This is a genomic window from Streptomyces sp. NPDC014889 (genome assembly GCF_043081205.1).
Lineage (GTDB): Bacteria > Actinomycetota > Actinomycetes > Streptomycetales > Streptomycetaceae > Streptomyces.
Genome location: NZ_JBIBWH010000003.1, coordinates 106,751 through 128,599 on the forward strand (window position 1 = coordinate 106,751; position 21,849 = coordinate 128,599).

Genomic DNA, 21,849 nt, shown 5'->3' on the forward strand with positions numbered 1-21,849 from the left:
GAACAGCCCGGGGCGCGGTCCGCCCCGGAACCTGAACCGAACCGCGCGGGGGAGCGATGAGCACGACCGACACCGTTGTCAGGGTGATCACCCTGCCCGAGATGGCCCGCGAACTGCGCCGTGCGTACGGCGAGTTCGCGGCCCGGCCGGCGGCGGCCGCCACCCGCCCGGCGGCCCGTGTCCGCCCGGCGGTTCTGGCCGTCAGGCCCGGCACGGCCTCCGGGCTCACCCTCGATCTGCGCGCCCGCCTGCTGCACCGCGAGTTCGGTCGCGGCCGGATCGCGCGCTACGAGGACGTCGACTTCCCCGCCGCCCTCACCCACGAGCCCACCCGCCGCTTCCTGCGCGACACGGGCCTGCCCGAGGACGGCGTACTCCTCCAGTCCGACACCGACGTGCCCCTGCCGACGCTCGCCGAGTTCTGCGCCGACGAGTGCCCCGACGACTTCTGGCCGGACGAACTGCCCGCCCGCGCCGACCAGTTGATACGCCTCGGCCGCTTCGCCGGCGGCAGCAGCCTGCTGGTCGACGGCACCACCGGCGAGGTCCTCACCTGGACCGGCCCCGAATCCGCGCCGACCCCCCTCACCAAGGACGTCTCCACCCTCGCCTTCACCCTCTGGCTCCTGCGCCGCCGGGCCGCCCGCCGCTGAACCGCTCGGTCGCACGGCTTAGGACCAAGGTCCCGGCCGTGAGGCGACTCCCGACAGGGGCCAAAGTGGGCTGCGCACCTTACTCTGGCGACCATGAGCGCCCTGGAACCGCGCGACGCAGAGGTCGCCGACATCTCCGACAGACCCGGCCCCCACGACGCGGCGGCCGACACCGTGCTGAGCCGCGACCACCGGGCGCTGAGCATCGGGATCGTCTCCGTCGTCCTGCTGATCGCCTTCGAGGCGACCGCCGTCGGCACGGCCATGCCCGTGGCGGCGCGGGAACTGGACGGGGTGTCGCTGTACGCGTTCGCGTTCTCGGGGTTCTTCACCACCAGCCTGTTCGGGATGGTGCTCTCCGGGCAGTGGTCCGACCGGCGCGGCCCCCTGGCCCCGCTGGCCACGGGGATCGGCTCGTTCGTGGCCGGGCTGCTGCTGGCGGGGACGGCCGGCACGATGTGGGTGTTCATCGCGGGGCGCGCCGTGCAGGGGCTCGGCGGCGGCCTGGTGATCGTCGCCCTCTACGTCGTCGTCGGCCGGGCCTATCCCGAACGGCTGCGCCCGTCGATCATGGCGGCGTTCGCGGCGGCCTGGGTGGTCCCGTCGATCGTCGGCCCGCTCGCCTCCGGCGCGGTGACCGAGCACCTGGGCTGGCGCTGGGTGTTCGTCGGCATCCCGGTGCTCGTGGTGTTCCCGCTGGCCATCGCCCTGCCGCAGATACGGCGGCGGGCGGGCGGCCCGGTGGGCGAGGCTGCCGGACAGTCCTCCTTCGACCTGCGCCGCATCCGGCTCGCCCTCGGCATCTCCCTGGGCGCCGGGCTGCTCCAGTACGCGGCCCAGGACCTGCGCTGGCTGTCGCTGCTGCCCGGAGCGGCGGGCGCCGCGCTGCTGGTCCCGGCCGTGCGGGGGCTGCTGCCGCGCGGCACGTACCGGGCGGCGCGCGGGCTGCCCTCCGTCGTGCTGCTGCGCGGGGTCGCGGCCGGTTCCTTCATCGCCGCCGAGTCCTTCGTGCCGCTGATGCTCGTCACCCAGCGGGGGCTGTCCCCGACGCTGGCCGGGTTCTCCCTCGCGGCCGGCGGGGTGACCTGGGCGCTGGGCTCGTGGGTGCAGTCGCAGCCGCGGATGGCGCCGCACCGGGAGCGGCTGATGACCTCCGGGATGGTGCTGGTGGCCGCGGCCATCGCCGCCGCGCCCAGCGTGCTGATCGCCGCGGTCCCAGTCTGGACGGTCGCCGTCGCCTGGGCCTTCGGCTGCTTCGGCATGGGCCTGGTCATCGCCTCCACCAGCGTGCTGCTGCTGCGGTTGTCCGCCCCGGAGGAGGCCGGCGCCAACTCCGCGGCCCTGCAGATCTCCGACGCCCTGTCCAACGTCGTCCTGCTCGCCGCGGGCGGCGCCGCGTTCGCCGCGCTGGGCGGCGGCACGGTGGCCCACACCACCGCGACCACCGCCTCCGCCTCCCACCCGGCGGCGTTCGCGGTGGTCTTCCTGCCGATGGCGGCGGTGGCGCTGACGGGGGCGTGGGTGACGCGGCGGCTGCGGGTTCACTCCTGAGCGGGATAGGTCTGCTTCCGGCGCCCCGCTACCTTTTGGGCATGGCCATGGACCTGCACCTGCGCGACGACCAGGCGGAGGCACTGAAGCGGTGCGCCGAAGCAGAGGGCGTCAGCGTGCACTCCATCGTGCTGCGTGCCGTGGACGACTACCTGGCCGCCACGGCGCACGCGGCGCTGGTGCGCAAGGCCGCCGAGGAGCAAGCCGCCAAGTGGGCGGAGCTCCTGGAGCGGCTGAAGTGACCGTGTACCTCTCGGCCGAGAACGTCCTGGCCATCACGGAGTACGCCGTCGGCAGCCAAGGCGCCGTCGTGCGTGACGTGGGGCTGGTGGCCGCGGCCGCCCGCCGCCCGTCCGCCCCCGCGCTGCGCGGCGCGGAAGCCTACCCCGACCTGTTCGACAAGGCAGCGGCGCTGCTGCACTCGCTGGCGTTCGACCGTGCCTTCGTCTACGGGAACAGACGCACCGCCTGGCTGTCCTGTGTCGTCTTCCTGGCGCTGAACGGCGTGCAGCTACGTCCGGACACCGACGCCGCCGAGCGCCTGATCAGCGCCGTGGCGACGGGGGCTCTCGAAGAGGTCAAGGTGATCGGTGAGGCGCTGCGTGAGCTCGCGGAGCGAGAGATGTGACCTCAGTCCCATCCCCGGGGGACGCCGTGCCGTCGGCGGGTTGGCACCGTCGGGCCGCCGGTAGGGTGGCCCGGTCGTCATACGTAGCCGAGACCCCCAGCACAGCGAACCGGAGACCGTGACTACCGCCCGCCCGTCACCCGCCACCACCCTCAACGGAGGGCCCTCCGGGCCCACGCCTATGTCTGCCAGCTCGTCCCACTCGCATCATCTCTCGCCCGCCTTTCCCGGTCGTGCCCCCTGGGGTACGGCCGGGAAGCTGCGCGCCTGGCAGCAGGGGGCGATGGAGAAGTACGTCCAGACCCAGCCCCGCGACTTCCTGGCGGTGGCCACCCCCGGCGCCGGAAAGACGACCTTCGCGCTGACGCTGGCCTCCTGGCTGCTGCATCACCACGTCGTCCAGCAGGTGACCGTGGTCGCGCCGACCGAGCACCTGAAGAAGCAGTGGGCCGAGGCCGCAGCGCGGATAGGCATCAGGCTCGACCCGGAGTACAGCGCGGGCCCGCTCGGCAAGTCGTACCACGGCGTCGCCGTCACCTACGCCGGTGTCGGCGTACGGCCCATGCTGCACCGCAACCGCGTCGAGCAGCGCAAGACCCTCGTCATCCTCGACGAGATCCACCACGCCGGCGACTCCAAGTCGTGGGGCGAGGCGTGCCTGGAGGCCTTCGAGCCCGCGACCCGCCGGCTCGCCCTGACCGGTACGCCGTTCCGCTCCGACACCAACCCCATCCCGTTCGTCACGTACGAGGAGGACTCGGCCGGCATCCGGCGCTCCGCCGCCGACTACACCTACGGCTACGGCTCCGCCCTCTCCGACGGCGTCGTCCGGCCCGTCATCTTCCTCTCCTACAGCGGCAACATGCGCTGGCGCACCAAGGCGGGCGACGAGATCGCGGCCAAGCTGGGCGAGCCGATGACCAAGGACGCCGTCAGCCAGGCCTGGCGCACCGCGCTCGACCCGCGCGGCGAGTGGATGCCGGCCGTGCTGCGCGCCGCCGACCAGCGGCTGACCGAGGTCCGCAAGGGCATCCCGGACGCCGGCGCCCTGGTCATCGCCTCCGACCAGGAGTCCGCCCGCGCCTACGCCAAGCTGATCCGCGAGATCACGGGCAGCAGCGCGACGCTCGTCCTGTCCGACGACGCCGGCGCCTCGCAGCGGATCGACGACTTCAGCGGCAACGAGGACCGCTGGATGGTCGCCGTCCGCATGGTCTCCGAGGGCGTCGACGTGCCCCGGCTCGCGGTCGGCGTGTACGCCACCACCATCTCCACCCCGCTCTTCTTCGCCCAGGCCGTCGGCCGTTTCGTACGGTCCCGCAGGCGCGGCGAGACCGCCTCCGTCTTCCTGCCGACCGTCCCTGACCTGCTGACCTTCGCCAACGAGATGGAGGTCGAGCGCGACCACGCCCTCGACAGGCCGAAGAAGGACGGCGAGGAGGACCCGTACGCCGAGTCCGAGAAGGAGATGGACGAGGCGAACCGGGAGCAGGACGAGGACACCGGCGAGCAGGACATGCTGCCCTTCGAGGCGCTGGAGTCCGACGCCGTCTTCGACCGGGTCCTCTACGACGGCGCCGAGTTCGGCATGCAGGCCCACCCGGGAAGCGAGGAGGAGCAGGACTACCTCGGCATCCCGGGCCTGCTCGAACCCGAGCAGGTGCAACTGCTGCTCCAGAAGCGGCAGGCCCGGCAGATCGCGCACAGCCGCAAGCGCCCCGACGCCGAGGCCGACCTGCTCGAACTCCCCGCCGACCGGCGGCCGGTGGTGAGCCACAAGGAGCTGATGGAGCTGCGCCGGCAGCTCAACACGATGGTGGGCGCGTACGTCCACCAGAGCGGCAAGCCGCACGGCGTCATCCACACCGAGCTGCGCCGGGTGTGCGGTGGCCCGCCCAGCGCCGAGGCGACGGCGGGTCAGTTGCGCCAGCGCATCGCCAAGGTGCAGGAGTGGGCGACGCGCATGAAGTGACCCGGGGTGCGACTCCGCGTTCCTGACGCGCGGTCCCCGGGCACCGCCGGAGTACGTATCGGGACGAACTCCGCACTCCGTACCGGTCGATGACCGGATTCTGGACGGAGGCTTCCGCTCAGCGAACTGCTTCCGCTAATGTCCGGCTACGCCGACGCACCGTGGCAGCACCGCCACGGAGCGCGGCCGTGAGGCGACTTCAGTCCGGGGCGGCCCGGAGCGCCGGCCGATCGGGGGCCTCTGCCGCGCGTCACCGACGGGACACGGTCACGCGCGCGATGCGGAGAGGCCGCCGACCTCACCACTAAGGAGTGGGCGTCGTGACCGCGGAGACCTCCCAGACGCTCGACCGGGGACTGAGAGTCCTCAAACTGCTGGCCGAGACGGACCACGGGCTGACCGTCACCGAGCTGTCGCAGAGACTGGGCGTCAACCGGACCGTGGTGTACCGGCTGCTTGCCACCCTGGAACAGCACATGCTCGTCCGCCGTGATCTGGGCGGTCGGGCCAGGGTCGGGCTGGGTGTGCTGAGGCTGGGCCGCCAGGTGCATCCGCTGGTACGGGAGGCGGCGCTGCCCGCGCTGCGGTCGCTGGCCGAGGACATCGGGGCGACCGCGCATCTGACGCTGGTGGACGGCTCGGAGGCGCTGGCCGTCGCCGTGGTCGAACCGACGTGGACCGACTACCACGTGGCCTACCGGGCCGGCTTCCGGCACGCCCTGGAGCGGGGCGCCGCGGGCAAGGCGATCCTCGCGGCCCGCCGCAAGCCGGCCGAGGGACCCGGCTACACCCTGACGCACGGCGAACTGGAGGCCGGGGCCTGCGGGGCGGCGGCACCCCTGCTCGGCGTGACCGGCCTCGAGGGCAGCGTCGGGGTCGTCATGCTGGCGGACGCCGTACCGGAACGGGTCGGCCCCCGGGTCGTCCACGCGGCCCGCGAGGTGGCGGAGGCCCTGCGCTGAACGCTGGGGCGCTCGTGCGGCAACCGTCGCCGGCTGGCCGGATTTCGTGCGGGGGATAGATTGATCCCGTGCTCTCTCGCCTCACACGTTCCCAGGCCCTCGCCGTCTGTGCGCTGCCCGTCGCGGCTCTGATCGCCACCGCGGTGTTCGCGCCGCTGCCGTTCTCGGTGGCGCAGCCCGGGATGACCGCGAACGTGCTGGGGGAGAACAAGGGCACCCAGGTCATCACCATCTCCGGCGCGCCCACCCGCACGACCAGCGGCCAGCTCCGTATGACGACCATCGAGGCCACCGGCCCGGACGCGCGCGTCTCGTTGGGGGACGTGATCGACGGCTGGTTCGCCACCGACCGGGCGGTCATGCCGCGCGACGCGGTCTACCCGAGCGGCAACAACGTCAAGGAGATCGAGCAGCACAACGCGGAGCAGATGAGGCAGTCCCAGGACGCGGCCACCCGGGCCGCCCTGAAGTACCTCGGCATCAGCGACAAAAAGGTCAGGGTCACGCTGAAGCTCGCCGACGTCGGCGGCCCCAGCGCCGGCCTGCTGTTCTCCCTCGGCATCATCGACAAGCTGCACGGCAACGGCAGCGGCGGCGACCTCACCGGCGGCCGCACCGTCGCCGGCACGGGAACCATCAACGCCGACGGCACGGTCGGCGCGGTCGGCGGCGTGGCCCTCAAGACCCAGGCCGCCCACCGGGACGGCGCCACCGTCTTCCTGGTCCCGAGGGCCGAGTGCGCCGACGCCAGGGCGGAGCTGCCGAAGGGGCTGCGCCTGGTCCCGGTGACCACCCTCAAGAGCGCGGTCGACGCCCTGGTCGTCATGGAGAAGGGCCTGGACAAGGTCCCGAGCTGCTAGGCCCCCCTCCGTCGCCCCTAGAGAGCCGCGGCCGCCCTCGGTCCGGTGGCCAGGCGCAGGCCGAGTTCCACGAGGGTCCAGCCCAGCCGGGTGCGCAGGGCGCCGGGTGTGTCGGCCGGGGTGGCCGGCCGGTGCGCCTCGGCCTGGAGTTCGGCGGCGCGGGTGCGGTGCAGTGCGAGGTGGATCTCGGGAAGCATGGGTCGGCCTCTCAGTCCGTGCGGGTGGGGAGGACGTGCGTGTGGATGCGCACCGTCTCGGTGTCCGGGGTGCCGTCCTCGGGGGCCAGGGCCCGGTAGCTCTCCAGGAGTTCGTGCATCTTCTCGATGAGGCCGAGGGCGAGTTCGGGCGTCAGGCGCAGGGTCCAGTCGCTCATGTCCGAGGCGCGGATCCAGTCCTCGGACCAGTCGTGCCTGGTAGCGAGCCAGGTCGACAGCTCCTGCGTGCTCTGGTTGGCGAGTTCGTGCAGGAACAGGTCCGCGGCACCGCGGACTTCGGAATCGGCGTCCTTCAGCAGCGTCTCGTCGAAGCTGACTCCTCCGTGCGTCGCCCGCCACCAGCGCTCCCGCCCCTTGCCGTGCTCGGGCGCGTCCTCGACGAACCCGTGCGCGGCGAGCTGGCGCAGGTGGTAACTGGTGGCCCCGCTGGACTCACCGAGTTTCGCGGCGAGTTGGGAGGCAGTGGCGGGCCCGCCGTGGCGCAGCGTGTTCAGCAGCCGCATGCGCAGCGGGTGCGCCAGACCGCGCAGCGAGCGGGCGTCAAGGGTGCGGACCTGATGGTCCGGGAGCTCGTCCATGCATGCAAAGGTAGCGTTGCAAAGACAGCTTTGCAACGGGTTCTTTGTAAGTCGGTCTCACTCCTCCGAGGCGGCCTGCTCCACCAGCGGGATGATCCGCAGCGGCACGGGGTTCTCCATCACGATCGCCGTCGACGCCCGGTCGATGCCCTCGAAGTCCACCACCCGGTCGATCACCCGCTGGAGATCGGCGTTCGAACGGGCCACCAGCCGGCACAGCATGTCTCCCGAGCCGGTGGTGGTGTGCAGCTCCAGCACCTCCGGCACGGCCGCCAGATGCGCCCGTACGTCCGCGCCCTGCCCCTGCCGGATCTCCAGCGTCGCGAACGCGGTCACCGGATAGCCGAGCGCCGCCGGGTCCACCTCCGGGCCGAAGCCGCGGATCACCCCGCGCGCCTGGAGGCGGTCGAGGCGCGCCTGGACCGTCCCCCGCGCCACCCCCAGCCGCCGCGACATCTCCAGCACGCCGATGCGCGGCTCGCGCGCCAGCAGCACGATGACGCGGCCGTCCAGATGATCGATCGCCATCCCCTCTCCCCAATGGTCATCCTGTACAGAAAGCCCGCACGCTCCCCGCCTGTGCTGAGCACATTGCCCAGTGGATGCGCGAACTATTGCGCACCTTGCGAGACCGGGTGACCCTTCCGCTATGACGCAGACCACACACCTCACTCCCGACGCGACCGCCCGGCAGGCCGACCCCTTCCCGGTCAAGGGAATGGACGCGGTCGTCTTCGCCGTGGGCAACGCCAAGCAGGCGGCGCACTACTACTCCACCGCCTTCGGCATGAAGCTGGTCGCCTACTCCGGACCGGAGAACGGCAGCCGCGAGACCGCGAGCTACGTCCTGGAGAGCGGCTCCGCCCGGTTCGTGTTCACCTCGGTGGTCAAGCCCTCCACCGACTGGGGCACCTTCCTCGCCCAGCACGTGGCCGAGCACGGCGACGGCGTCATCGACCTCGCCATCGAGGTCCCGGACGCGCGCGCCGCGTACGCCTACGCCATCGAGCACGGCGCCCGCTCGGTGACCGAGCCGTACGAGGTGAAGGACGAGCACGGCACCGTCGTCCTCGCCGCGATCGCCACCTACGGGCAGACCCGCCACACCCTGGTCGAGCGGTCCGGCTACGAGGGCCCGTACCTGCCCGGCTACGCGGCCGCCGCCCCCATCGTCGAGCCGCCCGCACAGCGCTTCTTCCAGGCCGTCGACCACTGCGTGGGCAACGTCGAACTCGGCCGGATGAACGAGTGGGTGGAGTTCTACAACAAGGTCATGGGCTTCACGAACATGAAGGAGTTCGTGGGCGACGACATCGCCACCGAGTACAGCGCGCTGATGTCGAAGGTCGTGGCCGACGGCACGCTCAAGGTCAAGTTCCCGATCAACGAGCCCGCCGTCGCCAAGAAGAAGTCCCAGATCGACGAGTACCTGGAGTTCTACGGCGGCGCCGGCGTCCAGCACATCGCGCTCAACACCAACGACATCGTGCAGACCGTACGCGCGATGCGCGCCGCCGGTGTCGAGTTCCTGGACACCCCCGACTCCTACTACGACACCCTCGGCCAGTGGGTCGGCGACACCCGCGTGCCCGTGGAGACCCTGCGCGAGCTGAAGATCCTCGCCGACCGCGACGAGGACGGCTACCTGCTGCAGATCTTCACCAAGCCGGTCCAGGACCGCCCGACCGTCTTCTTCGAGCTCATCGAACGGCACGGCTCCATGGGCTTCGGCAAGGGCAACTTCAAGGCCCTGTTCGAGGCGATCGAGCGCGAGCAGGAGCGCCGCGGCAACCTCTGAGCCCGCCCGCCGCGAGCCCGCCCCGCTCCCGGCACCCCGTCCGTCCGCCCGCCGCGACACCCGCGCGGCGGGCGGGCCGCGTCGCGGTGCTCACCGGGCCGGGACGACGCCCGCCGGCACCTCCTGCGGCGACGGCTCGCCCAGCGCCCGCAGCGCCGCCCACGCCTCCGGCACCCGCAGCGGCGAGAAGGCGGGATTGGTCCGCAGCGCGTTCTCCAGATGCCGCCGCGCCGCCCCCGGCAGCCCGAGGCCCTGCTCGATCACCCCCCGGTGAAAGGCGTACAGCGCGTTGCGCACCCCGCCGCCCTCGGCCGGCTCCGTGGCCCTCGTGGCGAACCGCAGCGCCTCCTCGTCCCGCCCGTCCCGGTGCAGCGCCCACCCCAGGGCGTCGGCCACCACGGTCCCGGGCCGCCGCGCCCACTCGGCGCGCAGCCGCCGCACCGCGGACGCCGGGTCGCCGTGGTCGGCCTCGAACCGGCCCAGCACCACCTCGTCGTCGACCCCCGCCTCCTCGTCCTGCCCGGCCCACGTCCGCAGCAGGCCGTACTGCTCCCGCGCCTCCGGCCGGCTGCCCAGCGACTCGTACAACTCGCCCAGCTCCAGGGCGTATTCGGGCGCCGGCCGGTTGCCGATCGCCTGCCGGTACGCGGTCAGCGCCTCCGCGGTGCGGCCCAGCGCGGCCAGCGCCCGCGCCCGTCCGGCCCGCGCCTCACGCTGGTCGGGGTCGAGGCGCAGCGCCGCGTCGAAGTGACGCAGCGCGTCCTCGCCGTCGCCGCGCTCCAGCGCGATCCGGCCGGCCTGCTCCAGGTACGCGGCCCGCTCGGCGGGCGAGGCCGCGGCGGCCGCCGCGTCCGCCAGCTCGGCCGCCGCGTCCTCGCGCCACCCCCGGTCCCAGTACACGGCCGCCGCCTTGGCCTGTACCGCCGGGGAACGGCCGAGCGTCAGCAGCCTGTCGAGGGTGCGCTGCGCGGCCTTGTCGTCGCCGAGCCCGGTGTAGGCGTCGATCAGCGGCGGATACACCGTCCACCGCCCGGGCGCCTGCTTCACCGCCGCCTCGCCCCACGCACGCGCCGAGGCGAAGTCACGCCGCTCGTTGCCCAGCATCGCCAGCGCGTTCAGCGCGTCCGTGTTCTTCTCCTGCGGCAGCAGCCGCAGCGAGGTCCGCAGCGCCTCCTCGGCCTTCGAACAGTCCGCCGGGTCCGCCGTGCGCCGCCCCCGCTCGACGTAGGCGGCCCCGAGCACCGCCCACGCCCGGGCGTCCGCCGGCCGCGCCCGCAGGTGCCGTTCCCGCTCCGCGATCAGCGCCGTCAGACCGGGCAGCGAGGCCGGCACCCCGGCACCCACCGCGGCCGGCGCCGCCGCCCCGGGAGCCGGCGCCGGCGGCCGGGGCGGCCCGGGCGCCCTCGTCCCGTCCCGCTGCGCCGGCAGCGTCAGCCACACCAGCCCCAGCGCCCCGGCCACCACGAGCAGCGCGAGGAGCACCCGGCGCACCCGGCGGGGAAGGCGTCGCCGGGTCTCGCTGGTCACGGACGTGTCCGGGCTCGGCAGAGGGTTCTCCATGGCGCACACTGTGCGTCAGGACGGCGACCGTCACCCGGCAGGCCGAGGGGCGGGGCCGACGGGGTTCACACCGATGGCCGCGGGTGCGAGGCTGTGATCGTGAGCCGTATTGAAGCCGCACCTGACGAAGCACAGGGCAACCTCCTGACCGATCGGCTCCTCGCGGGCCTGCCGGCCGAGGCTGTCCTCATCGATCCCGATGTCACGGCCTCCTACGCCAACGACATGGCGAGCTTCTGCCCGTCCGGCGTCCCGGCCGTCGTGGTCCTGCCGCGCACGGTGGAACAGGTCCAGCACATCATGCGCACCGCCACCGAGCTGCGTGTCCCGGTCGTGCCGCAGGGCGCCCGCACCGGCCTGTCCGGCGCGGCCAACGCCTCCGAGGGCTGCATCGTGCTGTCCCTGACCAAGATGGACCGCGTCCTGGAGATCAGCCCGGTCGACCGGATCGCGGTCGTCGAGCCGGGCGTCGTCAACGCGGCGCTCTCCCGCGCGGTGAACGAGCACGGCCTGTACTACCCGCCGGACCCCTCCAGCTGGGAGATGTGCACCATCGGCGGCAACATCGGCACCGCCTCCGGCGGCCTGTGCTGCGTGAAGTACGGGGTCACCGCCGAGTACGTGCTCGGCCTGGACGTCGTGCTGGCCGACGGACGGCTGATGTCCACCGGCCGCCGCACCGCCAAGGGCGTCGCCGGATACGACCTGACCCGCCTGTTCGTCGGCTCCGAGGGCTCGCTGGGCATCGTCGTACGGGCCGTCCTGGGGCTGAGGCCGCAGCCGCCGCAGCAGCTCGTGCTGGCCGCCGAGTTCGCCTCCGCGGCCGCCGCCTGCGACGCCGTGTGCCGGATCATGACGGGAGGGCATGTGCCCTCCCTGCTCGAACTGATGGACCGTACGACGGTGAAGGCCGTCAACGACCTCGCCCACATGGGCCTGCCGGAGACCACCGAGGCGCTGCTGCTGGCCGCGTTCGACACGCCGGACCCGGCCGCCGACCTCGCCGCGGTCGCCGAACTGTGCGAGGCGGCCGGAGCCACCCAGGTCGTCCCCGCCGACGACGCCACCGAGTCCGAGATGCTGCTGCAGGCGCGGCGGCTGTCGCTCACCGCGCTGGAGGCCGTCAAGGGCACGACGATGATCGACGACGTGTGCGTGCCCCGCTCCCGGCTCGGCGAGATGCTCGAAGGCATCGAACGGATCGCCGAGAAGTACCAGCTCACCATCGGGGTCTGCGCGCACGCGGGCGACGGCAACACCCATCCGACCGTTTGCTTCGACGCGCAGGACCCCGACGAGTCGCGGCGCGCCCGCGAGTCCTTCGACGAGATCATGGCCCTCGGCCTCGAACTCGGCGGCACCATCACCGGCGAGCACGGCGTGGGCGTGCTGAAGAAGGAGTGGCTGGCGCGGGAGATCGGCCCGGTCGGGGTCGAGATGCAGCGGGCGATCAAACACGCCTTCGACCCGCTGGGCATTCTCAACCCCGGCAAGCTGTTCTGACGTCCCCGCGTTCACCGGGCGAGCAGCCCGGCCAGCTCGTCGTCGAGGCCGAGCAGCTCGCCCTCGCTGCCCGGCGGCACCAGGCGCAGCGTGCGCTCCAGCCAGGCCGCCACCTGCGCGGCCGGCGCCTCCAGCAGGGCCTCGCCGTCGGGCGCGCTCAGCGCCAGCAGGACCATGCTGCGGCCCAGCGCCTTCGACGGCCACACCCGCACGTCGCCGTCCCCGCACGGCCGGAACACCCCCTCCACGAGCAGTTCCCGCGCGAACGTCCAGTGCACGGGGTGCTCGGAGTCGATGTGGAAGACGACGTGCACGGCGTACGGGTCGTCGGTGCGGTAGACGAGCCGCGCCGGGACGGGGAGGCCGCACTCGGGCGACAGGATCAGTCTCAGCTCCAGCTCGCGCTCGACCACGGTGTGCCACATGGGTCCTCTCCTCTCTTACACGGGCCCCTCGGCGGGCCCGTGTGAAGGGAGAGGCCGCCGGACGTCGGCCATTACGCGAGTCGCCCGAACTTTTTCGGTCCGAATGTCTCGTGATCGTGAAGTACGTGTACGAGGTTGCCCGGAAAGGAGTGGGTCCGGCCGGACCGGACGTGTCGCCTGCCTCGGTCTGATAGATGTGGAGGCCCCCAAGACGGCCCCCGAGCAGATACGGGACGACGGACATGAGCGCCCCAACCCCGGCACCCGGTGACGACAGGCCCCGCGAAGGCTACTACCCGGACCCGTCCATCCCTGGCTACGTCCGGTACTGGAACGGCACCGCCTGGGTGCCGGGCACCAGCCGCCCGGCGCCGGCAGACGGCGAGCCGCTCGTCCCGCCGCCGTCGGCGGTTCCCGCGGTCGAGGAGACGGGACCGCACTTCTTCGACGAGGACCCCGTCGCGCCACCGCAGAGCGGTCGGCCCGAACCGGCGTCGCCGTGGGGCGCCGACCGCGGCCGGCAGTCCGGCTTCGACGATCAGGACCGCCGCGTCTCCTGGGGCGCCCCGGCCCCGGCCGACCCGAGGGTCGCCCACACGCCGGACCCCGCCCCGACCGACCCGGACCAGCCGGGCACCGGCCGCTCCGACGGCACCTTCGTCTTCCGCCGCCCCACCGCGGGGGCCTCGGGCACCGCCGGGACTCCGGACACGCCGGGCACGGCCGGGGCTCCGGGTGACGCCGCCCCCGGGGTTCCGGGCCCGGGCGCGCCCGTTGACGAGGGCACGATGACCTTCCGGACGGTGCCTCCCAGGAACCCGGCGGCAGGCACGCCGGGCGTCCCCGGTCAGGGCACGCCCGCGTCCGGCGCCGTGTCCGGGACCCCGTCCGGCGCCGGCCGGCCCGGCTCGTCCGGCGGCGCCGGACCGGCCGGGTCCGCTGGGGCTCCCGCTGCCGGTGGGGCCGCCGCGAGCGGTGCCGGCGGCCCCGGTTTCGGGGCCGGAAAGGCCGCCGCCGCACGGGCCGCAGCAGCGCAGACGCCGGGGCAGCCCGGCACCCGGCCGGACGCTGCTTCCGCGCAGGGGCCGGGTCAGGCCGGTTCCTGGCCGGGCGCCGACTCGGGCCAGGCCGGTACCCGGTCGGGTGCCGCCTCGGGCCAGGTGCCGGGGCAGGGCGGACCCCCGCCGGGTGCCGGCTCCGCGCAGGGGCCCGGTCAGGTCGGATCGGGGCCGGGTGCCGCCGCGGCCCAGGCGGCGGGCCGGGTCGGATCGCAGCCGGGTGCCGCTTCCGGGCAGGGGCCGGGCCAGGCCGGTTGGCCAAGTGCCGCCCCGGGCCAGGTGCCAGGGCCGGGCGGAGCGCGGCCGGGTGCCGCCTCCGCGGGGGCCTCCGCGGAGGCCGTATCCCCTCAGCCCGGTGCGCCGCAGGGTCCCGGTGCGTCACCCATGTCCAGTGGTTCCGGTGGTGGGCAGTCGTCCTGGGCGCAGCAGGTGCACCGGCTCGCCGGGTCGGGTGAGCAGCAGCCCGCCGCGCCCTGGAAGCCGCCGGTCGAGGACCCGTTCCAGGCGGTGGCGCGGCGGCAGGCGTCGGCCCGGCCCGCCGGGCTCGGCAAGCGGCTGGCCGCCCGGCTCGTCGACTCCGTCGTCCTCGGGGGCGTCACCGCCGTGGCCGCCGTACCGCTCGGCACCAAGGCGATCGACCACGTCAACGGCAAGATCGACGAAGCCAGGCTCTCCGGGCGCGCGGTGACGGTCTGGCTCCTGGACGGCACCACGGGGACGTACCTCGCCGTCGTCCTCGCCGTCCTACTGCTCGTCGGCGTCGTCTACGAGGTGCTGCCCACCGCCAAGTGGGGCCGCACCCTGGGCAAGAAGCTGTGCGGACTGGAAGTGCGGGACATCGAGGGGCACGAGCCCCCGTCGTTCGGCACGGCCCTGCGCCGCTGGCTGGTCTGGGGCGTCCCGGGGCTGCTCGGCATCGGCCTGGTGGGCATGGCGTGGTGCCTGTTCGACCGCCCGTGGCGCCAGTGCTGGCACGACAAGGCGGCGCACACGTTCGTGGCGGGCTGAACAGGCCGGCGGGGGCGGCTGCGCCCTCATCCGGACGGCCGCGCACCGGATGCGGGGCGGCCGCGGCCGCGATCCACTCGGCGCATGAGCACCGAACCGCCCCCCGGCTCCGGACCGCGGCCGCCTTCCCCCCAAGGACGGCGACCACCCCACGGCGACGGCACCTGGGGCGGCGGCCAGGGAGCGGGAACGTCCGGAGGCGGCCGGTCCTCCGGCGACCCGCCGGCAGCCGTGCCCCCGCCCCCGGGGGAGCAACCCCCGCCCCCCGGCGAGCAGCCGCCCCCCGGCGGCGGGCCGTACGGCGGTGGTCCGGAGGGCGGCGGCGGCCCCCACGGCCCACAGGGCGGCGGTTACGGCGGCGGCCCCTACGGCGGCGACCCGCTCGCCGGTATGCCCCCGCTCGCCGACAGCGGCAAACGCACCCTCGCCCGGATCATCGACCTGGTCATGGTCGGCATCGTCGTCACCTTGGTCACCTGGGGCCTGCGGGTCAACGAGTACGCGGTCAACGCCGGGAACGTACAGGTCGGCAAGTCCGTGGCACAGTCGGTCGTCGGCCTCGTGCTCTACATGGCCTACGACACCTTCATGATCTCCCGGTACGGGCAGACCCTGGGCAAGAAGTGGCTGGGAATGCGCGTGGCCAACCTCGACGACGGCTCCACCCCGTCCGTCCCGGCCGCGCTGGGGCGCGCGGCGGTGCTCTGGATCCCGTTCTGGTTCTGCTGCGCCTGCCTGTGGCTGGCGATCAGCGGCGGCTGGAGTTTCTTCGACCGCCCCTACAAGCAGGGCCTGCACGACAAGGCGGCCAAGACGGTGGTGGTCAGCACCAGTTGACCGCGCCCCGGGTGCCGGGGCGGTCAGGGCGCCGTCGGCCCCCGTACCGGGTCGGCTCCGGCCGGGACGGGCTCCCGGTGTGCCCGCGCCCGCACCCGTGCCTGCCTGGCGTCGGCCTTCCGGGCTCCGGCCGGCTCGGCCGCGCGCGCCTTCGGCATCGGCACCGTCATGGCGACCAGGAGCCCCAGCGTGAGCGCCGCGAGGGCGATGACCACGATTCCCGGGCCCGAACTCGTCCGGGACAGCAGCAGCATGGCGAGCGTCGAGAGGATCACGGTGCAGGAACCGTAGGCGAGCTGTGCGGCGGTCGGACGAGGCATGGCAATCGGTCCTCGGAAGGTGGGGGTCTCCCCCCGTGCCTCTCGCTGCGGGGGAGGGTGCGGACAGGGATCTGTAGCTGTGACGCGGGTGTCGGCCTGGCTTTCCACCGGGTTCCTGGCGGTCCGCCAATCGACTCTATTCGCCTGTGTGCCCGAGAGGAACGGTTGGTAAGCACGACCTAACCCATGGTGCCGGTGCACAGGGGGCGCACGGAGTCATGCGGTCCACCCAGTGGACGGACGCACGCGCCCGGAGGGGCCGTTCGGCCCTGGCTCGTCCGCGTCCCTGGAACGGCGCCCGCTCCGCATAGTGCACTTGACGGGTCCAAGTCAAGATCTGTTTTTTCTTGCGAACGTCTAGTCGAATGACGTCACTTGACTACACGCGTTCATCGTGCGCGGACCTTTCCATGGCCCATGATCTCCCTTCCGCGCGCGCGGACGCGGCAGGGGAGGACCACAAGTGACCAGTAGACGCTGGACGTTCAGAACGACCGCGATCGGTGTCGCGCTCGCGGCGGCCACCGCCACGTTCTCGACGTTCGCCGTGGCGGAGGCCGCGACGACGGCCGACTCCGCCGCCGTGAACCGGCACGACCCGCAGCCGGTGGCACAGCACTCGCACGACCTGGACGGCCCGCTGAGCAAGACGCAGAAGGCCCAGCGCCAGGAGGCCCTGAACCAGGTCATCGCCGGCAAGGCCAAGGTGCAGGACCGCAAGGGCTCCAAGGTCGTCGAGCTCAAGGGCAAGAAGGGCGACATCAAGTACGTCGAGCTGGGCCGGGAGAAGACCGACAAGATCTTCACCATCCTGGTCGAGTTCGGCGACAAGGCGGATCAGAAGTACGGCGGCACCCCCGGTCCGCTGCACAACGAGATCGCCGAGCCGGACCGTAAGAAGGACAACTCCACGGACTGGCAGAAGGACTACAACCAGAAGCACTACCAGGACCTGTACTTCGGCACCGGCAAGAACGTCGAGTCGATGAAGAAGTACTACGAGACCCAGTCCTCGGGCCGCTACTCGGTCGACGGCACGGTCTCCGACTGGGTCAAGGTGCCGTGGAACGAGGCCCGTTACGGCAACAACGCGTGCGGTTCCAGCACCTGCTCCACCGTGTGGAACCTCGTCAGCGACGGCGTGAACGCCTGGGCCGCCCAGCAGAAGGCGGCCGGCCGGACCGACGCGCAGATCAAGGCGGACCTGGCCCAGTACGACCAGTGGGACCGCTACGACTACGACGGCGACGGCGACTTCAACGAGCCGGACGGCTACATCGACCACTTCCAGATCGTGCACGCCGGTGAGGACGAGTCCGCCGGCGGCGGCGCCCAGGGCACCGACGCGATCTGGGCCCACCGCTGGTACGCCTTCGGCACCGACGCCGGCGCCACCGGCCCCGAGTACAACAAGCTCGGCGGCGCGCAGATCGGCAACACCGGCATCTGGGTCGGCGACTACACCATCCAGCCGGAGAACGGCGGCCTCGGCGTCTTCGCCCACGAGTACGGCCACGACCTCGGCCTGCCCGACGAGTACGACACCGCGGGCGGCGAGAACTCCACCGGCTTCTGGACGCTGATGTCCTCCGGTTCCTGGCTCGGCCGCGGCAAGGAAGCCATCGGTGACCTGCCGGGCGACATGAACGCCTGGGACAAGCTCCAGCTCGGCTGGCTCAACTACGACGTCGCCAAGGCGGGCGTGACCTCCGCGCACAAGCTGGGTCTGTCCGAGTACAACACCAAGCACCGGCAGGCCGTGGTGGTCTCGCTGCCCGACAAGGCGGTCACCACCACGATCGTCACTCCGGCCCAGGGCGCCACCCAGTGGTGGAGCGGCAGCGCCAACAACCTGAAGAACACGCTGACCAGGCCCGTCGACCTCACCGGCAAGAAGTCGGCCGCCCTCACGCTCGACGGCTGGTACGACATCGAGGCCAACTACGACTTCCTCTACGCAGAGGTCTCCACCGACGGCGGCGCCAACTACACCGCGCTCGACGGCACGGTGAACGGGCAGCCGATCCCGCGCGACGGCAGCGGCAACCCGGCCCTGACCGGCTCGGTCAGCGGCTGGAAGAACCTGTCGTACTCCCTGGACGCCTACGCGGGCCAGAAGGTCCTGTTCCGCTTCCGCTACCAGACCGACGGCGGAGTGGCGCTGAAGGGCTTCACGGCGGACCGGATCACGCTGACCGCCGACGGCTCGGTGGTCTTCGCGGACGACGCCGAGAGCGCGGACCCGGCGTGGACGGCGAACGGCTTCTCCCGCATCGGCGCGTCCTTCAGCAAGGACTACAAGCAGTACTACATAGCCGAGAACCGCCAGTACGTGTCGTACGACACCACGCTGGAGACCGGCCCGTACAACTTCGGCTTCGCCGACCGCCCGGACTGGGTCGAGCACTACCCGTACCAGAACGGTCTGCTGATCTGGAAGTGGGACACCTCCGAGGCCGACAACAACACCAGCAAGCACCCGGGCACCGGCCGGATCCTTCCGGTCGACTCGCACCCGGACGCGCTGCGGTGGTCCGACGGCACGCTGATGCGCAACCGCATCCAGACCTACGACTCGACGTTCAGCCTGTACAACACGGACGGCATCACGCTGCACAAGGCGGGCGTCCCGACGAAGATCAAGTCGTCGAAGGGTGTGTCGGTCTTCAACGACCGCACCAACACCTACTACGACCCGGCGAACCCGGCCGGCGGTGTCAAGATCACTGACACCAACACCAAGATCAAGATCACCAAGGAGGCCAAGGACGGCTCCACGATCGAGCTCGAGGTCGGCAGCGCCCTGAAGTAATCGGCGTCTGCGCAGGTCAAACGCGTATCGGCGGCAACCCCCTGGCGGGTTGCCGCCGATCGTGTTTAGGTGCGTCCTGTGACCCGCTTATTGACACCGACCGGAACGGGGAAGTGACCGCATGGCCGCAGGAGGTTTCTGCAAGCTGCCGAACGGCACCGTGGTGGTGGCGCTGAACCTGCCCAGCCCCGCCCTCGACGGCACCGGCGGCGTGCGTGTGCTCGTCCACGCGCAGAACCGCGCCCGGGCCCTGACCCGGCTGCGCAACCTGGGCCTGCGCGCCGTCTACCTGCGGGGCAACGCGGCCCCGCCGACCCCGGACGAGGTCACCGCGGTCCTGCACCACCCCGACGGCCTGATATGGCGCACGTCCCCCGGCGACACCGTGGGCCCCCCGGAGCTGTGGCACCCGATCAGAGCCCTGCTCCGCAGACCCCCGGCCCACCAGCAGACCTCGTGAAAGCCGGTCCCGCGACCGACGGCGTCCGCCCCGGACCGGCCCAGGCGCCGGTCAGGCGACCACCGGCTTGCCGGTGAGGGTCACGCCCGCCTGGCGCAGGTCTTCCAGGGCCCGGTCCGTGGTGGACCGGGAGACCCCGGCGGTGAGGTCCAGGAGGACCTGGGTGCGGAAGCCCTCCTTCACGGCGTCCAGGGCGGTGGCGCGGACGCAGTGGTCCGTGGCGATGCCGACCACGTCCACCTCGTCGATCCGCCGGGCCCTGAGCCAGTCGGCCAGCGGCTCGCCGTTCTCGTCGGTGCCCTCGAAGCCGCTGTAGGCCGCCGAGTACGCGCCCTTGTCGAAGACCGCGTCGACGGCCCCGGAGGCGACCGCGGGGGCGAAGTTCGGGTGGAAGCCCACACCCTCGGTGCCCGCGACGCAGTGCGCCGGCCAGGAACGTACGAAGTCGGGGTTGTCGGCGAAGTGGCCGCCGGGCGCGATGTGGTGGTCCCGGGTCGCCACCACGTGCCGGTAGCCCGCGGGAGCCTGCCCGATGAGCTCGGTGACGGCGGCGGCGACGTCGGCGCCCCCGGCCACCGCGAGGCTGCCCCCCTCGCAGAAGTCGTTCTGCACATCGACGACGATCAAGGCGCGACGCATGGGCGGTGTCCTTCGGCTGTCGGATCGGTGGGCGGAGAAGGCACGGGTCCGGTCGTGAGGCCATGGGCCCGGTAACTCCGCCACTGGGACGGGAGGGGACCTTCGGGGTGTACCGAAGCGGGGGCACGCGCTTCAGGGGGTGTCTGACACATGCCCGCGGCGTCCTCATATGTCAGACACCCCCTAGCTACCCGAGCGCCGGTGCACGTACTCCGTCGGAAGGACGGGTTCCCCTCGGGAGAGCTGGGTCGCCGACAGCGGCAGGTTGGCACGGGCGGCCGCGTGCCGCTCCCGCGCCGCGTCCAGCGGCTCACGCGCGACCACCTCGCCGCCCTTGACCAGCTCCACCAGAAGCTGCCGGTCGGCCAGCGCGTCCGGCACCGGACCGGTGCCCACGACCTCGGCCTCCGCGACCCCGGACGCGTCCAGCCGGCGCGCCGCCCACTTGCGGCCGCCGATGGAGGTCTTGCCGCCGGTGGACTTCTTCGCCACCGGCACCAGCGGCGCCCCGGCGTCGTCGCTCTCGGCGCGCGCGACCAGCTTGTAGACCATGGACGCCGTCGGGTGGCCGGAGCCGGTGACCAGCTGGGTGCCGACGCCGTAGGCGTCCACGGGCGCCGCCGCCAGCGAGGCGATGGCGTACTCGTCCAGGTCCGAGGTCACGATGATCCGCGTGTCCCGGGCGCCCAGCTCGTCGAGCTGCTGGCGCACCCGGTGCGCGACCAGCAGCAGGTCCCCGGAGTCGATGCGCACCGAGCCCAGCTCGGGCCCGGCGATCTCGACCGCCGTACGGACCGCGTCGGTCACGTCGTAGGTGTCCACCAGCAGCGTGGTGTCCCGGCCGAGCGAGTCGACCTGCGCCTGGAAGGCGTCCCGCTCGCTGTCGTGCAGCAGGGTGAAGGCGTGCGCGGAGGTGCCCACCGTCGGGATGTTGTAGCGGAAGCCGGCGGCCAGGTCGGAGGTGGAGGTGAAGCCGCCCACGTAGGCGGCCCGCGAGGCGGCGACCGCGGCCAGTTCGTGGGTGCGGCGGGCGCCCATCTCGATCAGCGGGCGGTCCCCGGCGGCCGAGGACATCCGGGAGGCGGCGGCCGCGATCGCCGAGTCGTGGTTCAGGATCGACAGGATCACGGTCTCCAGCAGCACGCACTCGCCGAACGACCCCTCCACCCGCATGATCGGCGAGCCCGGGAAGTACACCTCGCCCTCGGGGTAGCCCCAGACGTCCCCGCCGAACCGGTAGCCGGCGAGCCATTCCAGGGTCGGCTCGTCCACCACCCCGCGCTCGCGCAGGAAACCGAGGACGCCCGCGTCGAAGCGGAAGTTCTCCACCGCGTCCAGCACCCGCCCGGTGCCGCCCACGACCCCGTAGCGGCGCCCGTCGGGCAGCCGCCGGGTGAAGACCTCGAAGACGCTGCGCCGCCCGGCCGTCCCGGCCTTCAGCGCGGCCTGGAGCATCGTCAGCTCGTAGTGATCGGTGAACAGAGCCGTCGAGGGAACGTCCACCGGCAGCCCAAGGTCCGCAACGCCCACCGAAGCTCTCCTAGCCATCTCGTGCGGGTGCCCCCGACGCCGGCCGGGGGTCCGGGGGCCGTCCCCGGATGATGCCTGGCGAAGAATCGTACTCCCATTTCGTCAGACTGACGATTTGGCCCACCGTTTATGCGAGTACCCCCTCGGGGTGGCAGCATGGGCCGTGTGACGGCAGCCGCACCCATGGAGATCGAGAAGACCGAATCGGCCGAGGAGGTCTTCGCCGTACCCGAGCCCGATGTGCCCTGGGTGACGATCGTCCACAACGACCCGGTCAACCTCATGAGCTATGTGACGTACGTCTTCCAGACGTACTTCGGCTACTCCAAGGACAAGGCCACCAAGCTCATGCTCGACGTCCACCACAAGGGCCGGGCGGTCGTCTCCAGCGGGAGCCGTGAGGAGATGGAACGGGACGTGCAGGCCATGCACGGCTATGGTCTGTGGGCCACCCTCCAGCAGGACCGGAAGTAGCGACTG

The 21,849-nt window shown here is 72.5% G+C and carries 22 protein-coding genes; 14 read left to right on the forward strand and 8 right to left on the reverse strand.

Annotated features, from left to right (window positions below; genetic code table 11):
* Positions 1-56 precede the first annotated feature (56 nt).
* From ACF09J_RS06555 to ACF09J_RS06585, 7 genes are all read left to right on the forward strand, one after another.
* Positions 57-653: an SUKH-4 family immunity protein gene (locus tag ACF09J_RS06555; protein WP_392304257.1), complete on the forward strand. Its 597-nt coding sequence runs from the start codon at positions 57-59 to the stop codon at positions 651-653.
* A gap of 93 nt (positions 654-746) precedes the next feature.
* Positions 747-2,204, forward strand: coding sequence for an MFS transporter (locus ACF09J_RS06560; RefSeq protein ID WP_392304258.1), 1,458 nt, complete (start codon positions 747-749; stop codon positions 2,202-2,204).
* 41 nt (positions 2,205-2,245) lie between these two features.
* Positions 2,246-2,446, forward strand: a complete 201-nt coding sequence (locus tag ACF09J_RS06565) for a CopG family transcriptional regulator (protein WP_392304259.1) — start codon at positions 2,246-2,248, stop codon at positions 2,444-2,446.
* Positions 2,443-2,832 carry a type II toxin-antitoxin system death-on-curing family toxin gene (locus ACF09J_RS06570; RefSeq protein ID WP_392304260.1) on the forward strand — a complete coding sequence of 130 codons (390 nt, stop codon included), beginning with the start codon at positions 2,443-2,445 and terminating at the stop codon, positions 2,830-2,832. Before ACF09J_RS06565 ends, ACF09J_RS06570 begins: the two co-directional genes overlap by 4 nt.
* A 181-nt stretch (positions 2,833-3,013) precedes the next feature.
* Positions 3,014-4,804, forward strand: coding sequence for a DEAD/DEAH box helicase (locus ACF09J_RS06575; protein ID WP_392304261.1), 1,791 nt, complete (start codon positions 3,014-3,016; stop codon positions 4,802-4,804).
* Positions 4,805-5,124: 320 nt separating this feature from the next.
* A complete protein-coding gene (locus ACF09J_RS06580; RefSeq protein ID WP_392304262.1) occupies positions 5,125-5,766 on the forward strand; it encodes an IclR family transcriptional regulator in 642 nt (213 codons plus the stop codon).
* Positions 5,767-5,834: 68 nt separating this feature from the next.
* Positions 5,835-6,626 carry a S16 family serine protease gene (locus ACF09J_RS06585; RefSeq protein WP_392304263.1) on the forward strand — a complete coding sequence of 264 codons (792 nt, stop codon included), beginning with the start codon at positions 5,835-5,837 and terminating at the stop codon, positions 6,624-6,626.
* 17 nt (positions 6,627-6,643) lie between these two features.
* On the opposite strand, the gene ACF09J_RS06590 is transcribed toward ACF09J_RS06585, so the two are convergent.
* From ACF09J_RS06590 to ACF09J_RS06600, 3 genes are read right to left on the reverse strand one after another with little or no spacing between them, the layout of a single operon-like run.
* Complete coding sequence (locus tag ACF09J_RS06590; RefSeq protein ID WP_392304264.1) at positions 6,644-6,823, reverse strand: hypothetical protein; 180 nt, start codon at positions 6,821-6,823, stop codon at positions 6,644-6,646.
* Positions 6,824-6,834: 11 nt separating this feature from the next.
* Positions 6,835-7,419 carry an ArsR/SmtB family transcription factor gene (locus ACF09J_RS06595; RefSeq protein ID WP_392304265.1) on the reverse strand — a complete coding sequence of 195 codons (585 nt, stop codon included), beginning with the start codon at positions 7,417-7,419 and terminating at the stop codon, positions 6,835-6,837.
* Between the two features lie 57 nt (positions 7,420-7,476).
* Positions 7,477-7,947, reverse strand: a complete 471-nt coding sequence (locus ACF09J_RS06600; RefSeq protein ID WP_392304266.1) for an Lrp/AsnC family transcriptional regulator — start codon at positions 7,945-7,947, stop codon at positions 7,477-7,479.
* 121 nt (positions 7,948-8,068) lie between these two features.
* Between ACF09J_RS06600 and hppD the strand changes: the two genes are divergently transcribed.
* Positions 8,069-9,217, forward strand: a complete 1,149-nt coding sequence (hppD, locus tag ACF09J_RS06605; RefSeq protein ID WP_392304267.1) for a 4-hydroxyphenylpyruvate dioxygenase — start codon at positions 8,069-8,071, stop codon at positions 9,215-9,217.
* A gap of 90 nt (positions 9,218-9,307) precedes the next feature.
* Here the strand turns inward: hppD and ACF09J_RS06610 are convergent, their stop codons facing one another.
* The gene (locus ACF09J_RS06610; RefSeq protein ID WP_392304268.1) at positions 9,308-10,777 is read right to left on the reverse strand and encodes a tetratricopeptide repeat protein; all 1,470 of its coding nucleotides are present in this window, start codon (positions 10,775-10,777) and stop codon (positions 9,308-9,310) included.
* Between the two features lie 93 nt (positions 10,778-10,870).
* On the opposite strand from ACF09J_RS06610, the gene ACF09J_RS06615 reads away from it, so the two are divergent.
* Complete coding sequence (locus ACF09J_RS06615; protein ID WP_392304269.1) at positions 10,871-12,280, forward strand: FAD-binding oxidoreductase; 1,410 nt, start codon at positions 10,871-10,873, stop codon at positions 12,278-12,280.
* 11 nt (positions 12,281-12,291) lie between these two features.
* Here ACF09J_RS06615 and ACF09J_RS06620 read toward each other — a convergent pair whose 3' ends face one another.
* On the reverse strand, positions 12,292-12,705 hold the full coding sequence (locus tag ACF09J_RS06620) for an SsgA family sporulation/cell division regulator (RefSeq protein ID WP_392304270.1): 414 nt from the start codon (positions 12,703-12,705) through the stop codon (positions 12,292-12,294).
* Positions 12,706-12,947: 242 nt separating this feature from the next.
* Between ACF09J_RS06620 and ACF09J_RS06625 the strand changes: the two genes are divergently transcribed.
* Positions 12,948-14,771: an RDD family protein gene (locus ACF09J_RS06625; protein ID WP_392304271.1), complete on the forward strand. Its 1,824-nt coding sequence runs from the start codon at positions 12,948-12,950 to the stop codon at positions 14,769-14,771.
* Between the two features lie 84 nt (positions 14,772-14,855).
* Positions 14,856-15,608: an RDD family protein gene (locus tag ACF09J_RS06630; protein ID WP_392304272.1), complete on the forward strand. Its 753-nt coding sequence runs from the start codon at positions 14,856-14,858 to the stop codon at positions 15,606-15,608.
* A gap of 23 nt (positions 15,609-15,631) precedes the next feature.
* On the opposite strand, the gene ACF09J_RS06635 is transcribed toward ACF09J_RS06630, so the two are convergent.
* Entirely contained in the window at positions 15,632-15,928 is a 297-nt protein-coding gene (locus tag ACF09J_RS06635) for a hypothetical protein (protein ID WP_392304273.1), read from the reverse strand.
* Positions 15,929-16,391: 463 nt separating this feature from the next.
* On the opposite strand from ACF09J_RS06635, the gene ACF09J_RS06640 reads away from it, so the two are divergent.
* Together ACF09J_RS06640 and ACF09J_RS06645 are read left to right on the forward strand one after the other, a co-directional pair.
* Positions 16,392-18,740 (forward strand): immune inhibitor A domain-containing protein, encoded by a 2,349-nt coding sequence (locus ACF09J_RS06640; RefSeq protein ID WP_392304274.1) that lies wholly within the window; start codon positions 16,392-16,394, stop codon positions 18,738-18,740.
* Between the two features lie 121 nt (positions 18,741-18,861).
* Positions 18,862-19,200 (forward strand): hypothetical protein, encoded by a 339-nt coding sequence (locus ACF09J_RS06645; RefSeq protein ID WP_392304275.1) that lies wholly within the window; start codon positions 18,862-18,864, stop codon positions 19,198-19,200.
* 51 nt (positions 19,201-19,251) lie between these two features.
* Here the strand turns inward: ACF09J_RS06645 and ACF09J_RS06650 are convergent, their stop codons facing one another.
* Together ACF09J_RS06650 and ACF09J_RS06655 are read right to left on the reverse strand one after the other, a co-directional pair.
* Positions 19,252-19,839, reverse strand: coding sequence for an isochorismatase family protein (locus ACF09J_RS06650; protein ID WP_392304276.1), 588 nt, complete (start codon positions 19,837-19,839; stop codon positions 19,252-19,254).
* A 183-nt stretch (positions 19,840-20,022) separates the two neighbouring features.
* Positions 20,023-21,369 (reverse strand): nicotinate phosphoribosyltransferase, encoded by a 1,347-nt coding sequence (locus ACF09J_RS06655; RefSeq protein ID WP_392304277.1) that lies wholly within the window; start codon positions 21,367-21,369, stop codon positions 20,023-20,025.
* A 156-nt stretch (positions 21,370-21,525) separates the two neighbouring features.
* Here ACF09J_RS06655 and clpS point away from each other — a divergent pair, with 156 nt between their 5' ends.
* Entirely contained in the window at positions 21,526-21,843 is a 318-nt protein-coding gene (gene clpS, locus ACF09J_RS06660) for an ATP-dependent Clp protease adapter ClpS (protein WP_392304278.1), read from the forward strand.
* Positions 21,844-21,849: the final 6 nt, after the last annotated feature.